The following is a 14,979-nucleotide window of genomic DNA, read 5'->3' as shown; positions in this document are numbered from 1 at the left end:
GGTGATGCAAAACATCTTAACAAGAACGTATAACGCTAAAACACGGAGTAGGGACATGGATATATCAAAGCATAAAAATACGCTCGTAAGAGTCATTGTTAACAAATCACACTTTGGAAATCGACTTGTTGAAATAAAATCTGATGGTCACACGCTATTTACCGGAGAAAACGGAGATGGTAAGTCAACCACACTCAGTCTTTATGGTGCTTTCTATGGTGCAGAGCCGAGCAAACTTGTTGATAGAGATGCAGGAAAACTTCCTTTTGCTAAGTTTTATCTACCACAAAGCAAGTCATTTATTGCTTACGAATATTTAAAAAAAGGACAGCCAAAAATAGCCTTTATCTACAAGAATGGCTCAAGTGGTATTGCTTACCGTTTTGCTGATATATCTGCTGAAGATTTACTATCGCAAGAAAACATTAGTGCACTTGATAACGATTATGAAAGTACGCGAGATTGGTTATCACAACATATAAAAAAACAAGTGGATGTGAGTCAACCAATCACTACGACTCAAAACTACCGATTTGTTATCCAAAATAATCGCCCTCAGCTTGGTAAACGACGTAACTCCAATGGTCAGCTACTCACCATTGCGCAGCGTTATTCACTGTGCGATCCTGAACATTCAATGTTACATATTGATGTTCTAGTATCGACAATGATGCGTAACAACAACATGCTTGATAACTTCCGACATATGATTACTGATGCATTTATCGCTCCTCAGGTGTCACTTTCTAAATCGCCTTACAGTAAAGCAGATATTGATCATCTTGACGCCCTAAAAGCTATTCGTGAACTAGAAAAGCATAAAAAGACGTTTGATAATGCATTAATGCTTAGTCAGCGCATGGATGATTTATACAGTGAAGCAGCAATTGTTCTTAATCAGATGCTTGCCAAACGTGATAGTGAAATTCAGCGTAGAGCTGGAATATTGGACCAATTAGATAAGGCACAAAAGCAGCTAAGAGAATTCAAAGAAAAAGTTGAGGTGCGTCGCTTAGAACTCAATGAATCATTGAATGATATCAACAAAAATCTGCAGTCGATTGACCGTGATCTTACATCAATTCATCGAAAACGTGACCGATTTGAGACAAAAGAAAATATTCAAAAAGTGATTACTGAGAGAGAGCAATCAGAGGTAATTCGTACTCAGCACAAACAAGCGGTCGAGCACTTAAAGATGCTTAGTGAAGGCTTTTATTCAGAAGAGAAACAATTAGAGTCTGAACTTCAAAAGATCAATAATCAGCATCTAAAAATGGCAATCGATATTTCTGAAAAGACCGACTGGCACAAAGAAGAGTTACGAAAGTATCAAGACGGCACTAAAGCGATTGTGAAACAAGCAGAATCTCAGCATTTCAAGAATATTGGTGATATTAACAAGAAGTACCGAGACCTAAGTGGGAAAGCGACTAGCAACCTAGCAGATGCTAAGGTTAACGTTGTGTGTGCTGGTAATATTACTCAAGAAAACAAAAATGAGCTTGAATCGTATCAACAGAAAATTAACTCGATTCGAGAAGATATTGATGAAGAACACCAAAATCTAAGCGTTGCCAACGATAAGGTAATTTCGCTTACTAAAGTTCATAAAGACCTCCTTAATGATATTGATACGGCAGTAAAGACGAAAGCTCGTTATCAAGAAAAGATCAATAAGATTCAAGAAATCTTGAATCCTGCGTCAAATACTTTTGCAGCATTTTTGAATAATGAAGTAGCAGATTGGAAGTCAACCTTAGGTAAAACTATCAATCCTGCTCTATTATCCAATACCAAACTGTCTCCGCAGTTGGGTGATAATTGTGAATACAATCAACACTTTATTTATGGTATTCAACTAGATTTATCTAGTGTTAATTCTGAGCTCTTTCGAGAAGAAGATCAGTTAATTGATGATCTACAAACACTAGAAGCTAAAATTGCAAGTACAACGAAAATTGAAAAAGATCACGAGCGCCGAGCTAAAGAAGTCTATAACGAGCTTATAGGTTTTAAACAAATGGTGTTAATGAAAAGCGATGTCATTAAGAAGCACAACGAGAACGTGAAGCAATTTCAGTTTCAGCTTGACACTAACAAGCAAATATTTGAAGAAGAAGCACGCAAGCGGAGTATGGTTGCGAAGAAGTTTATGAACGAGTGTGAACTTACAGTTAGCAGTATTTCAACGGAGCACGATGATAACATTGCTAATGTAACGAACACTCACAACAATACGGTTCTACAAATTGAATCTGATGCGACACTTAAAGAATCAGAAATCGAAGCGGTGATCGATGGCCTTAAAGAAAGTGTTAAAAATGACAAGAAAGTAACGAATCAACGTATATATCAGCTTAAAGGCGCTCATGCCGATAAGTTAAAGTCTTATGGGATTGACTCAGAGGTTATTTCAAAGGCGAGAGAAATTGTTAGTGACCTCGAGTATCGTATTGATTGTATTGAAAAATCACATGATATTATCTCCGAGTACAATACTTGGCTTATTAAGGATTGGAGCCGTGTTGACATATTGACTCGTCAGGAAAAAGACTTTAACGATCACCAAAAAGAGGTTATTCGCTTAATTGAAAGTCACGTGAAAAAGAAAGCTGAAGACGAAAAATTGTATAAAAGCAAAACCACTCGGTTGAGCCAAGAAAGCCATTGCTGTAATACTAACGCAGATGAATTAGAGAAAGCAGCGACTCGATTGAAAGACATCATTTTACAAAAGTACGTTACTGAAGAGATCGTTCCGGAGCTAGTGAGTGTTGAGGTTACAATCGACCACTCTAGGGGGTTAGTGAAACAAATTAGTTCGAACCGTGACGCAATTATTAAGAGCGTAGATAAGGTTACTGAGGTGTTAAGTGAACTCGGAACCACAAATGATATCTCCCAGTTCTGGGAAGAGGTTAAGCGCAAGCGTAAACAAGAATTAGAGCAGGACTCTCCGGAAAGAGCCTTTGGCAGTGATTTGAAAATTGCATTATTACCGTCGCTGGATCAATTAATTAATATTGTGATCCCAGAGAAACAATCGATCATTCTTGAAGCGATCCGTTCTGTATCGATGAAGTATTCTAATTTCTATCTCACGCTTGAAGATATGAACAAGAAGATCCGTAATGTATCGAATCTGCTTGGTCGTTCGGTAGGGACGTCAAACCCGTTTCCTGCGATTGAAGATGTGCAACTTGGCGTTGTCAGTAAAATCGAGAAATTTGAGAGTTGGAATTCGCTTGGAACATTTAACCATGAATGGGAGAAATGGGCAGAAGCGACAACAGCAACAGTCCCAAGTGATGCGTTTATTAATAACTTTGAGTCAGCATATCGTTCACTATCACTCCTTAAGCTCAGCACCAGTTTAAGCTCACTAGTTGATCTGGAAATTCATATGACTGAAAACGGTACAGAGAGAACTATACGCAATGATTCTGATTTAGCAGGGGTAAGTAGTGAGGGAATATCTAAACTCGCCGTTATCGTAGTGTTTTGTGGCATGGTTCGTTATTTATGTCCAGATCCACAAACAGTAATCCATTGGCCTGTTGATGAATTAGGTAAAATTTCGCTTTCTAATACGAGACTTTTGTTCAATATGATGTCGGAAAAAGGCATCACGCTTATCACTGCTGAGCCTAACTATCGAAGAGAAACGCTAAAGTATTATGTGAACAAACTTCATATTGATCGCCGTTACGGGATAATGACCTATGTAGATGTGCGTAAAAATCAGGGATCGAGCCGATTATTCTCGGCAGTTAATACCCAAAAAGAAAAGGAGGCTTGATATGTCTAGCTTTGAAAGAACCGTTGAACTCCTGATGCAAGACGAAGTGATTTGCAGAACAGCTTATAGTGCTGAGTTTGCATTCTTAACGGATAACATCAAGCGAAGTGAGGTTGATCAATATCTACGTCAAATAGGTCGTTCGCTAGCAAAAACAAGTGATAACCTTGGTTATCTCATGGTGTATTCGAACCTAGATGACAGCGGAAAGAAGCGTCGTGTGGCTGCGCAGTTCAAGAAAATTGAAGGCGAACTATCGACTCTCGTAGATTGGTTATGTTTTGCACGGAATATTAATGAAAACTCAAACCCAATCAGTGCTGGAGAAAGAATTACCGAATCAGAGTTACTTGCTGCTATTGAAACCTCTAGACCTCTTGCTGAACAGCTCACTTCAATTGCGAATAAGCTTGGTCGTTCTATGAAATCCCGTGAGGTAAAAAAGAAGCTGACTTCAGTTCTTAACTATCTTACCGAATCAGGCTACTTTGTTCAGTTAAACACTACAGGTTCGGTTTACGAGGCGACTGCAAAATGGTCATTTGTCTACGATGCGCTCGAGTTTTACATTCAACGACAAGATCCTGAAAGCATTGAAAACGATCAGGCTACCCTTGAAGAATCTCAACAACAGTTAGAGCTCTAAGTATGAATCGACAGCACGAATCAAAACGCGCACTTTCAGCACTCAGTAATCATTGGGAAGCCATTGATTCGGCGTGTTATGAAAATGGGGGAATCATCCCCAACACTGAAGGGGGTGAAGCGGTATCTAAGGCTCTCCTTTCGTCTAAGCTTGCTTATCTCACAGATGATGAGGTAAGTGTTCAGATCCACTCATCGGTGAAGAGAGTGCTTAATCGCGCGACCTCTCGCATCCGATTTAGAGAGAAGCACGGTGAGTTCTCTGGTTTTATTGAGTCCATTGATTTTGCTATCGAACACTATCGTGCGACGAAGCATAACGACACGATGCATGAAGAAGCATTTGAGGAAGTGCGTGATATCGTCGTAGAGATGATTGATGCACTCACCGAAGCTATGCAGATGTTTCACTATGTGGTTAACGATGAGTTTTCAACGGTCTATGATGTTGACAGTAAGATCCATCAGATCACTCGATGTAAAAACGAAGTGGTTAGGCTTAATGATATTCTCGAAAAACTCTCAGTTAAGAATTTACGTGAATGGGTCGTGACTGACCTGCGCCTTGAAAGTCTGATCATGAAACGGCTAAAGGCAAGCGTCGATGAAGCGCTGAGCGATATTGGTGTTTCTAACCGAAAGTTAGTGGAAATGCTTCTTAAAGTCCAACGCAACGAAGAGCGAAAGAAGAAAAATCGACTTATAGATAGTTCTAAAATCCTGTTCGGAGATAATGGTATATTTTCAAATCCGCTTGTTGATCCTGATGACTTACCAGAAAGCTTACGGGTTGGCGGTGTCTTGGAAATTGGTGGGTATCCTTCGATTTATACTAACTTTGATTGCGAGGACCTATATGACATTATTCAATCTGTCGCCAGACAATCTCAGAATAGTAAATTTGAACCAGTAGAAAAGAAATCGAGCGCGACCGAAGATAGCCGAGGAGTCACTAAGTCAATCGAAATTGATGAAATTGATGAAACCCTCGAGGATCTTTTTTCTGCTCTTGGGGCAGGAGCTATCATTGATGATATTACCTCATCTGTAGATCTTCAAAAACGACTAGAATTAGACATTCCTGTTGATGAATGGCTCATGCTTATTGCAACTTACATTAGCGCACAGGGTAAGGCTTCTATGCCGGAATACTATATTGAATATGACTCTCAAGTTTCCATGCCGATGGATGGTAACCTGCAAGTGACTGACATTAAATTTGTAAGGAAATCGAATGAATATCAAAGTCACTATGCTGGCTAAGAAGATCGTAACCTTGCGATTAAGAATGTTTTCTGTCTCTAAAGCGTCTGACCAACTCGTGAATGAAACAGGTATCGAACATTATAAATCCAATGGTCAATACGTTATTAAGCATAGCGAACTCTCTGAAATAGAGCGTTATTATGATGAATTACTAGGTGCTTCATTACGATCGTTTACGTATGAGTCCAACCGGATTGATGCTTCGAAAGTATCTAAAGATGAGAAATCTGCAAAAGGAGGGGTCTTTGAAGCACTTCTTTCCATCGTACCGCTTTGTGATCTTCATTTAACCTCGGGTATTATTCCTAAAGGTATCAAAGCTATCATTTCTGTTCCTTTTGAAAATATTGTTACCGATAAGATCGACAAGCTAATGGTAATAGAGAACTCAGAACTTCTAGTGCAAAGTAGCCGCTTTATTGAAACACTACCGGAAGCATGGAAAATAGATACTCTATTGGTTTATCGAGGTCACGGTGAAAGTCAGAAGCAAATCAAATTATTATTAGAAAGCCTTAAACCTAAAGCGCAGGTTGGATTCTACTTTGATTATGACTTCTCAGGGATGAAGTTTATCAACGCCTATATGAAATATGTAAACTGCCAAGCGAGTATCATTACCCCCAGTTTTGCAAATAAACAGCTCAAGCGTTTAACCAGTAAAGAGAATTATGCTAAGCAGTATATCGAAGGTACACACCTACTGACTAAGACCGGCGATTCCTGTAGAGATTTTGAAACCGTCATCCATCAAGCAACGTTAAACTTGCGAAACTATGAACTTTCGGTTACTCAAGAAAGTTTAATTGCACATGATATCGAATTATTAAGTACGCCATTAAATTGGACCGATGTCAGCTGACATTAGGGCTGAACAACAGAATAGAAAATAGTATTCAGATTAATCTATGAATTGTGTTAACTCTATGAATTAACTAACAGTATTAAAAGTAGTATTATGATAACTTAGTGGTATTAACCGTTGGCTAAAATTAGTGAAAAGGGACTTTTGAGTGAAAAAGAGTAATTTTGAATTTTTAAAGCATCATGATGAATTACTGTTTAGGTTAGCTAACCGAGCAGAGCAATGTTATGTCCCTGATCCAAATACCACTCTAGTCAAGATACGCCAATTAGGTGAAGCATTAGCGCAAAACGTGGCTGCCCGTGTTGGGGTTGAGTATGGCCGTGATGAAAACGGACGAGATATAAAACAGATCGACTTGCTGCGTAATCTCGAATACAAGTTAACGCTTGATCCTCGTATCAACGACTCTTTCCACACCATTAGAAAGCTTGGCAATACCGCTAATCATGACTTCACTTCTTCAAGTCACCGAGATGCACTTAAAGCATTAATGTTAGGACATGCCCTTAGTGCTTGGTACCACACTTTATTTGGTGGCTCTCATGCCAAAGGCTTTAAGCCAGAACCTTTTATAAAACCAGAAGATCCTTCAGAACATGTTCGTCAACTTGAAGACAAACTACAAGCTTTAGAAGTAACACAGAAACGAACCTCAGAACGCCTGCAAGTTGCTGAAGAGCTCAAACAAGTTGAAGCAGAAAAAGCGGAAGCTTTGAAACATCGAGCAGATCAAATGCAGGCGGAAAGCCAGCTTTGGGAAGAGGTAGCAACGGAACACGAATCAACATTAACGAGTTACCGTAAAAAGATGGATGAGGCCAATTTAGACAATTTAGCCAACTTCAATCAACAAGATAAACCAACACAAGCCAAGATTATTGAGCAAGTTGAAAAATCGCGCCTAGAACTCAATGAAGAAGAGACTCGTGTACTTATTGACGAGCAGCTTAATGACGCCCAATGGAAAACCGACACGGTTAATTTAAGATACTCAAAAGGCTCTAGACCCGTAGCCAATGAGAACCGCGCTATTGCTGAATGGCCAACCTCATCAGGCCCAGCGGATTATGTCTTATTCATGGGCTTAACGCCTGTTGCGGTGGTAGAGGCCAAAAAGAGTGCTAAGAATGTTTATGGCGCAATAGATCAAGCTAAGCGTTATGCAAAAGGGTTAACCGATAAAGGTGGAATCATAATTGAAACGACCTACGGTGAGTTCCAAGTCCCGATTGTGTTTGCTACCAATGGTCGTCCCTATTTAGAGCAGCTAGAAGACGAAAGTGGCATCTGGTTTTTAGATGTGCGCGATAGCACTAACCGACGTCGTGCCCTGAAAGGTTGGTATACCCCTCAAGAAATCAAAACCTACTTAAGACAAACGCCACAGCAGGCTGAGCAAGAACTGGATCAAATGGGATTTGATTATGACCTGAAGCTACGTGATTATCAGGTAGAAGCAATTAAGTCTGTTGAAGAAGCCATCAAACAAGGAAAAACCAAAGCGTTGGTAGCGATGGCAACAGGAACCGGTAAAACCAAAACGTGTATAGCATTGGTGTACCGTTTACTCAAAGCCGAACGTTTTCGCCGTATTCTATTTCTTGTCGACCGCTCAGCCCTTGGTGTACAAGCCACGACTGACTTTGGTGAAGTGCGCCTAGAAAACCTAAATACCTTTGCAGATACCTTTGATGTCATTGGCATGGAAGCAGATAAATCGCCCATTACCAAACCAGAAGATGATACCAAGGTTCATGTAGCAACTGTACAAGGCTTGGTCAAGCGTATTTTGTACCCGAACGACGGTGATACCAAGCCGGGAGTTGGTCAATACGACTGTATCGTTGTCGATGAATGTCACCGTGGTTATCTGCTTGATAGAATATTAAGTGACACCGAATTAGAGTTTCGTGATCAAAAAGATTATCAATCTAAGTATCGCGCGGTATTAGAATATTTTGATGCATTCAAAATAGGATTAACCGCAACACCAGCACTGCACACTGTCGATATTTTTGGTGAGCCAATCTTTAGCTACAGCTATACCGAAGCGGTGTTAGATGGTTATCTTAATGATCATCTTCCGCCAGTTCGCATTCATACCAAGTTGGCAGAGCAAGGCATTCATTACGAAGTCAATGAAGAAGTACAAGCTTACAACGTAGAAGACAACACGGTAGAAAAATACAATACGCCCGATGAGCTCGATTTTGATGTCTCGCAATTTAACCGTAAAGTCATTAGCCCAAGCTTTACCAAGCAAGTGACTAAATGGTTGATTGAGAGTGATTCGATTAATCCATACTCAGAAGCGAAAACCTTAATATTTTGTGTCACAGACAAACACGCCGACCAAGTGGTCGAAGCGCTAAAAGAAGCCTGTGAGCATTATCATGGTGAAGTGGAAGACGATGCGATTCAGAAGATCACCGGAGCCAGTGATAAACCACTAGAAAAAATCCGTCTGTTTAAAAATGATCGTCTACCTAATATCGCAGTTACGGTTGATTTATTAACAACAGGGGTGGATGTACCAAAGATCTGCAATCTTGTCTTTTTACGCCGAGTAAATAGTCGAATTTTGTTTGAGCAGATGTTAGGCCGCGCAACGCGTTTGTGTGATGAAATAGGTAAAGGGCCGTTTAGAATTTATGACGCCGTGGATATTTATACCCAGTTAGAAGACGTCAACAGTATGAAGCCAGTCGTTACAAACGTGAATGTGACCTTTACTGAACTTGAAAACGAAATGAAGCAAGTTGACGAAGATGAGCTGCAAACACTGGCTAAAAATCAGTTTATTGCTAAGTTGCAAGTTAAGCGCCGTCACTTAACCGATACTCAACGTGAAAACTTTGAAACCATCGTCGGACAATCGCCAGAAGATTTTATCCAAGACTTAAAGAACCGTCCTTTAAATGAAGTTGCCGAATGGTTTACTCATCATCCGGGGTTGGGGGAGTTATTGGATGCCAAAGTCACAGGAGGCGGAAACCGACCACCCGTGATCATCTCTGAGCATGATGATGAAATTACTGGCATTACTACAGGTTACGGTGATGGACAAAAACCAGCCGATTATCTGCAAGCGTTCAGTGACTTTGTAAAAGCCAATAGCAATAGATTGATTGCTATTCAAACAGTCGTGCAAAAACCGTGGGAATTAACAAGAAAAAGCCTAAAAGAGTTAGCGTTAGAGCTTGAAAAAAACCGCTTTAGAGAACAAGATCTGCAAGTCGCGTGGAATGAAGTAAAAAATGAAGATATAGCCGCCAAAATAATTGGTTTCATTCGCCAAGCCGCACTGGGTGAGGCTCTTATCCCATTTGAACAGCGTGTTGATAAAGCACTCGAAACCATGTTGGCGAGCCAGCAATGGAAGACACCACAAAAGAAATGGTTAGAGCTTATCGCTAAACAAATGAAGGCAACCACGATTGTAGATTTACCCGCGTTAGACCAAGGTATTTTTAAACAGCAACAAGGTGGCATTAAACGCGCCAATAAACTCTTTGAACAACCTATTGAGGATGTTCTACTCCAATTTAATAAAGCACTGTGGTTAGCGCCTCAACAATCAGCGCCACAACAGCAAGCAAAAACGGCTTAGTCATCAATCTAGTTCTGTAATAAACACAGTGCTAGATTGTTGTATTAAAAGCCATTGCATTAATAACAAGGTACGTAATAAATGAGCACTCAAGATCTCGTCGCTAAATTGTGGAATCTATGTAACTTACTCCGAGATGACGGCGTGACTTATCACGAATACCTTAATGAGTTAACGTATCTGGTTTTTCTAAAAATGGTCGATGAAACGGGCCAAGATGAACTGTTGCCAGAAGGCTACCGTTGGGAAAACCTAGAAGCGTATAACTCAGCGACTCGTTTAGAAGCGTACCAACAATTACTTCTTCATTTAGGCACTAATGGCTCACTGATCACCAAAGCCATTTTTAAAGGCGCTAATACCGTTATTCGTAAACCTGCCACATTGAATAAATTGGTGGTGGAAATTGATAAGCTTGATTGGTACAACGCCAAAGCCGAAGGGTTAGGTGATATGTACGAAGGCTTGTTAGAAATCAACGCAGGTGAGAAAAAATCAGGCGCAGGACAATACTTCACACCACGAGTACTTATTGATGTGATGGTTGAGCTAATGAAGCCAAACCTTGATGATGTGATTGTTGATCCAACCGCCGGTACAGGTGGTTTCTTGATCAGCGCGCATAATTATCTAAAAGAACACAACGATATTGACGGGCTAGATACCTTGCCATACGACAAATATCAACATGATACTTTCTTTGGTATGGAATTGGTGCCAGACACTCGTCGTCTAGCCATGATGAACTTAATGTTGCATGACCTAGCGGTTGATGATGAAAACTCAGGGATTCTGTTTGGTGATACCTTATCCAACGAAGGTAAAACGTTACCACCAGCTAGCCTAATTCTTGCTAATCCGCCATTTGGCACTAAACAAGGTGGTGGAGTGCCAACTCGTGATGATCTTGTTTATTACACCAGTAACAAGCAGCTCGCGTTCTTACACCTGATGTACCACAAAATGCTTAAACCGGGCGGCCGTGCAGCGGTGGTATTGCCAGATAACGTATTATTTGAAGGCTCAACAGGCCAAACCATCCGTAAAGACTTGATGGATAAGTGTAACCTACACACCATCTTGCGTTTGCCAACGGGGATTTTTTACGCCGCTGGGGTAAAAACCAATGTGCTGTTTTTCTCTAAATCAGAGGATGTGAAACAAGACAAAGGCCAAACCAAGAACGTGTGGGTGTATGATTTACGCTCAAACATGCCAAAGTTTGGTAAACGTACCGTACTGACTAAAAAGTATTTTGAAGAGTTTTACCAAGCGGTAGGCAGTGATTTAACTCAAGTAGATGAGAAAGCTCGCCAAGCGTTCATTTGCAGTCACAAAGATGATGCTGATGGCTGTCGCTTACGTTGCTTTAGCCGTGAAGCGATTAAAGCCAAAGATGAGTCACTCGATCTAAGTTGGATCCGTGATGAAAACAATGAAGATGCCTCAAAACTACCTGCTCCAGATGTATTAATAAACGAAGCATTGCTAGAAATGGCAGGGGCAATGGAAGAGCTAAAAGCGATTTTGGTGGATTTAGATTCAGCGGGAAATGATGAGGTGACTCTGTGAGTGAGTTACCGAAAGGTTGGGCAACATTCAAACTCGGGGATGTTGCAAGATTTATAAATGGTAGGGCTTATAAACGTTTTGAGATGTTAGATAGTGGGACTCCCATTTTAAGAATTCAAAACTTAAATGGAGGAGATAACTGGTTTTATTCTGATCTAGAGCTGCATGACGATAAATATTGTAGTAAAGGTGATTTACTATATGCATGGTCAGCAACATTTGGTCCATATTGGGCTAGATGGGATCGAGCTATTTATCATTACCATATTTGGAAAATTGAAGAAAAAAACGGCTACTATAAGAGTTTTGCTTATTACCAGCTAATGCATATTACTGAAGCATTAAAAGCCTCCTCTAGGGGCGTAACGATGCCACATATTACAAAGTCTGGAATGGAAAACTGGGAAGTTAGTATTCCTCCATTACCTGAACAAATCCGCATTGCCAACAAGCTAGATTCTATTCTTTCCAAGGTTGATAAAGCACAGGCTCGTTTAAATAAAATTCCAGCAATCCTTAAACGTTTCCGCCAATCGGTATTGGCTGCTGCTACGTCTGGGGAGTTGACGCAATCTGGCTTTACATCTTCAGAATGGCAAAGTGTAAAGTTAATAGATCTTGTTGAAAACAAACCAAGAAATGGTAAATCACCAAAAGGGGTTGATTTTGATACTGGCATTAAGAATTTAACTTTATCGGCTATTACTCCAGGTTATTTCGTTGAAAATAAATATAAATTTGTCGATCTGGATGTCCCAACTGACTCCCACTTATGGCTGAAGAACCAAGATATCCTAATTCAAAGAGCGAACTCTATCGAATATGTTGGGGTAAGTGCCTTATATGAAGGTGAAGATGATCAATATATCTATCCTGATCTGATAATGAAATGTAGATCTAATGCTCGTGTGTTATCAAAATACTTATATTACGCATTGTCATCAGAACCTGTTAGAAAGTATTTTAGAGATAATGCAACAGGTACAACAGGTAATATGCCTAAAATCAATCAGACAGTGGTTTCTGCGGCACCAATAAATTTGCCGCAAATAGACGAACAAAAAATCATTGTTAATAAGGTTGAGAGATTATTTAAGAAGGCCGACAAACTAGAACAACAATACCTAGACGCGAAAGCTCGATTAGATCGCTTAACTCAGTCTATTCTAGCTAAAGCGTTCCGAGGTGAGTTAGTACCACAAGATCCAAACGATGAACCTGCTGAACAACTGTTAGAGCGTATCTTGAAAGAACGCCTTTCTCAGCAACAAAAAGCAGATAAACCAAAGAAAACAGCTAACAAGCGCGCAATCAAAACCAAAGTTGCAGACAAAGGGTAATATGGATATGAATCAATCACTCTCACTAGTCAATATCAAAGCCAACAACTTTAAGTCCTTGGTGGGTTTCTCACTGCCGTTCAGCAAGTTTAATTGCTTGGTTGGCCTAAATGGTTCAGGTAAATCGACGGTATTGCAGTTTATTGATTTTCTCTCTCAGCAAGTGAGTGGAGATATTGATGAGTGGTTGGAAAGCCGTCAGTGGAGTGCAAGAGATCTTAATTCAACGCTTACCAAGCAATCCAATATTACTTTTACAGTAGATCTTGATTTCGCAGGCAAGCCTGTTACTTGGGAAGGCAGTTTCAACCGTAAGGACTTGTACTGTACGACTGAGAAAATCACATGGGGTGGGAAAACGCTGCTTAATGTTGCGGATGGTAAGTTCTCGCTGCCAACAGAAGGTCTTCAAGCGCCTATTACCTTTGATTATCAAGGTTCGATTCTGTCTCAACTAAGAAAAAATCAGCTACCGTTTGAATTAGAAGAGTTTAAAAACTTCTTCAAAGAGCTAAATGCATTAGACATGCTTTCACCCGATATGCTTCGTGACCAACACATCAGTGGTAAAACATTGGGTGCGGGTGGCAAGATGCTATCAAGCTTTATTAGCAACATGGACAAAGACGAAAAATCGGTCTTAGTTGCAACGCTTAAAGGCTTATATCCAAACTTGGTTAAGGTTGATGCCACTGTTCAAAAATCAGCAGGTACAGTAAGGCTTGAGATAGAAGAACAATTTGGTGAGAAAACCATTAAAACCGAAGCAAGGCACATTAACGATGGCTTACTTCGCTTTATGGCTATTTTTGCTCAACTGACTAAAAAGCAAAGTGCGTTATTGCTTGATGAGATAGAAAACGGTGTTAACCCTGAGCTTATTGAAAAGCTAGTGGATAGCCTAGTTGAAGCAAACACCCAAGTCATTGTTACCACCCATAGCCCAATGATCCTTAACTACATGGAAGATGAAGTGGCTAAAACTGGCGTTGTTTATTTATATAAGAATAAAACAGGTGCAACTCAAGCAATTCGCTTATTTGATATTCCATCGATGCAACGTAAGTTGAAATTCATGGGCCCAGGTGAAGCTTATGAAGATACTATGCTTGAGAATCTGGCATCTGAAATCGCCACATTAACATTAATTGATAGCTAAAGAGGGCATTAAGCATGTATTTAGTTGTCAGTGGTGAAGGCGAAACCGATATCGGTAAAAGTAATGAAGCGATTGGGCCGCTTAGTAAACTAATTGATAAGTTTATTGAGCCACATTCTGGTTTTTCATTGCTAGAAGCAGAAATGCTCGAAGTGGTGCATGAAACACGAATTACCGAAATCTCACGCGATAGACAAATCATCAAGCCTTTATCAAGACGTGGCAAGAAAACTCAACACGAAACTCGTGAGTTTTACAGTGCAGCACGTGCTCTAGCTCATGTGGCACAGAACGCGGATATTCAGCCAAGTCTAGCGGTTTTATTCCATGATTCAGACAGCAATAAATGGCCTGATTACAATATCAAACGTCTTTCAATGGAACATGGTTTTGAAGCTCAAGGTTTTGATAATGGTGTTCCTTTTGTTGCTCAGCCTAAATCAGAAGCGTGGCTTTTATGTGCGTTAAAAAACGGTTATCAAAACTGCACGGCATTTGAAGGACGTTCGGGCAATGACGATTCCCCAAACTCTTTAAAAGGTGAGTTGGAAACGCATTTAGGTGAACCCGCAACCCGAGTAAAACTCAATGAGCTTGTCGATGATGGCGAAATCGATCTGGCTCAAATTACCGATATGAAATCAATGACCGATTTCCAAGAGTCGATGAAAGAAGTACTAGGGCGTATGTTGGGTAGGCCAATCGAATAGACATTTT

At 40.2% G+C, this 14,979-nt stretch carries 9 protein-coding genes; all 9 read left to right on the top strand.

Going from position 1 to position 14,979, the window contains the following annotated elements; all coding sequences use genetic code 11:
- The first annotated feature begins 55 nt into the window (after positions 1–55).
- The 9 genes from Q1K78_RS09780 (at position 56) to Q1K78_RS09740 (ending at position 14,972) form a co-directional block, all read left to right on the top strand.
- The gene (locus tag Q1K78_RS09780; protein WP_300177531.1) at positions 56–3,802 is read left to right on the top strand and encodes an ATP-binding protein; all 3,747 of its coding nucleotides are present in this window, start codon (positions 56–58) and stop codon (positions 3,800–3,802) included.
- A gap of 1 nt (position 3,803) precedes the next feature.
- Entirely contained in the window at positions 3,804–4,448 is a 645-nt protein-coding gene (locus Q1K78_RS09775) for a hypothetical protein (RefSeq protein ID WP_300177528.1), read from the top strand.
- A 2-nt stretch (positions 4,449–4,450) separates the two neighbouring features.
- Entirely contained in the window at positions 4,451–5,710 is a 1,260-nt protein-coding gene (locus Q1K78_RS09770) for a hypothetical protein (RefSeq protein WP_300177525.1), read from the top strand.
- Positions 5,682–6,575 carry a hypothetical protein gene (locus Q1K78_RS09765; RefSeq protein ID WP_300177522.1) on the top strand — a complete coding sequence of 298 codons (894 nt, stop codon included), beginning with the start codon at positions 5,682–5,684 and terminating at the stop codon, positions 6,573–6,575. The genes Q1K78_RS09770 and Q1K78_RS09765 overlap by 29 nt, the downstream gene beginning before the upstream one ends.
- 151 nt (positions 6,576–6,726) lie before the next feature.
- Entirely contained in the window at positions 6,727–10,191 is a 3,465-nt protein-coding gene (gene hsdR / locus Q1K78_RS09760; RefSeq protein WP_300177519.1) for a type I restriction-modification system endonuclease, read from the top strand.
- Positions 10,192–10,272: 81 nt separating this feature from the next.
- Positions 10,273–11,763, top strand: a complete 1,491-nt coding sequence (locus tag Q1K78_RS09755; RefSeq protein ID WP_300177516.1) for an N-6 DNA methylase — start codon at positions 10,273–10,275, stop codon at positions 11,761–11,763.
- The gene (locus tag Q1K78_RS09750) at positions 11,760–13,103 is read left to right on the top strand and encodes a restriction endonuclease subunit S (RefSeq protein ID WP_300177513.1); all 1,344 of its coding nucleotides are present in this window, start codon (positions 11,760–11,762) and stop codon (positions 13,101–13,103) included. The genes Q1K78_RS09755 and Q1K78_RS09750 overlap by 4 nt, the downstream gene beginning before the upstream one ends.
- 7 nt (positions 13,104–13,110) lie before the next feature.
- On the top strand, positions 13,111–14,262 hold the full coding sequence (locus Q1K78_RS09745) for an AAA family ATPase (RefSeq protein WP_300177510.1): 1,152 nt from the start codon (positions 13,111–13,113) through the stop codon (positions 14,260–14,262).
- Between the two features lie 14 nt (positions 14,263–14,276).
- Positions 14,277–14,972, top strand: coding sequence for a hypothetical protein (locus tag Q1K78_RS09740; protein WP_300177507.1), 696 nt, complete (start codon positions 14,277–14,279; stop codon positions 14,970–14,972).
- The last annotated feature ends 7 nt before the right edge of the window (positions 14,973–14,979 follow it).

It is taken from the genome of uncultured Aliivibrio sp. (assembly GCF_946479765.1).
In the GTDB taxonomy this organism is placed as follows: domain Bacteria; phylum Pseudomonadota; class Gammaproteobacteria; order Enterobacterales; family Vibrionaceae; genus Aliivibrio.
Note: the sequence above shows the minus strand (reverse complement) of the source record. Positions and strands in the feature narration are given on the sequence as shown.

Bases quoted from the DNA above. Each gene is read 5' to 3' on its own strand.
- Q1K78_RS09780 (WP_300177531.1), top strand. From the start codon at position 56: ATGGATATATCAAAGCATAAAAATACGCTCGTAAGAGTCATTGTTAAC.
- Q1K78_RS09775 (WP_300177528.1), top strand. From the start codon at position 3,804: ATGTCTAGCTTTGAAAGAACCGTTGAACTCCTGATGCAAGACGAAGTG.
- Q1K78_RS09770 (WP_300177525.1), top strand. From the start codon at position 4,451: ATGAATCGACAGCACGAATCAAAACGCGCACTTTCAGCACTCAGTAAT.
- Q1K78_RS09765 (WP_300177522.1), top strand. From the start codon at position 5,682: ATGAATATCAAAGTCACTATGCTGGCTAAGAAGATCGTAACCTTGCGA.
- Q1K78_RS09755 (WP_300177516.1), top strand. From the start codon at position 10,273: ATGAGCACTCAAGATCTCGTCGCTAAATTGTGGAATCTATGTAACTTA.
- Q1K78_RS09745 (WP_300177510.1), top strand. From the start codon at position 13,111: ATGAATCAATCACTCTCACTAGTCAATATCAAAGCCAACAACTTTAAG.
- Q1K78_RS09740 (WP_300177507.1), top strand. From the start codon at position 14,277: ATGTATTTAGTTGTCAGTGGTGAAGGCGAAACCGATATCGGTAAAAGT.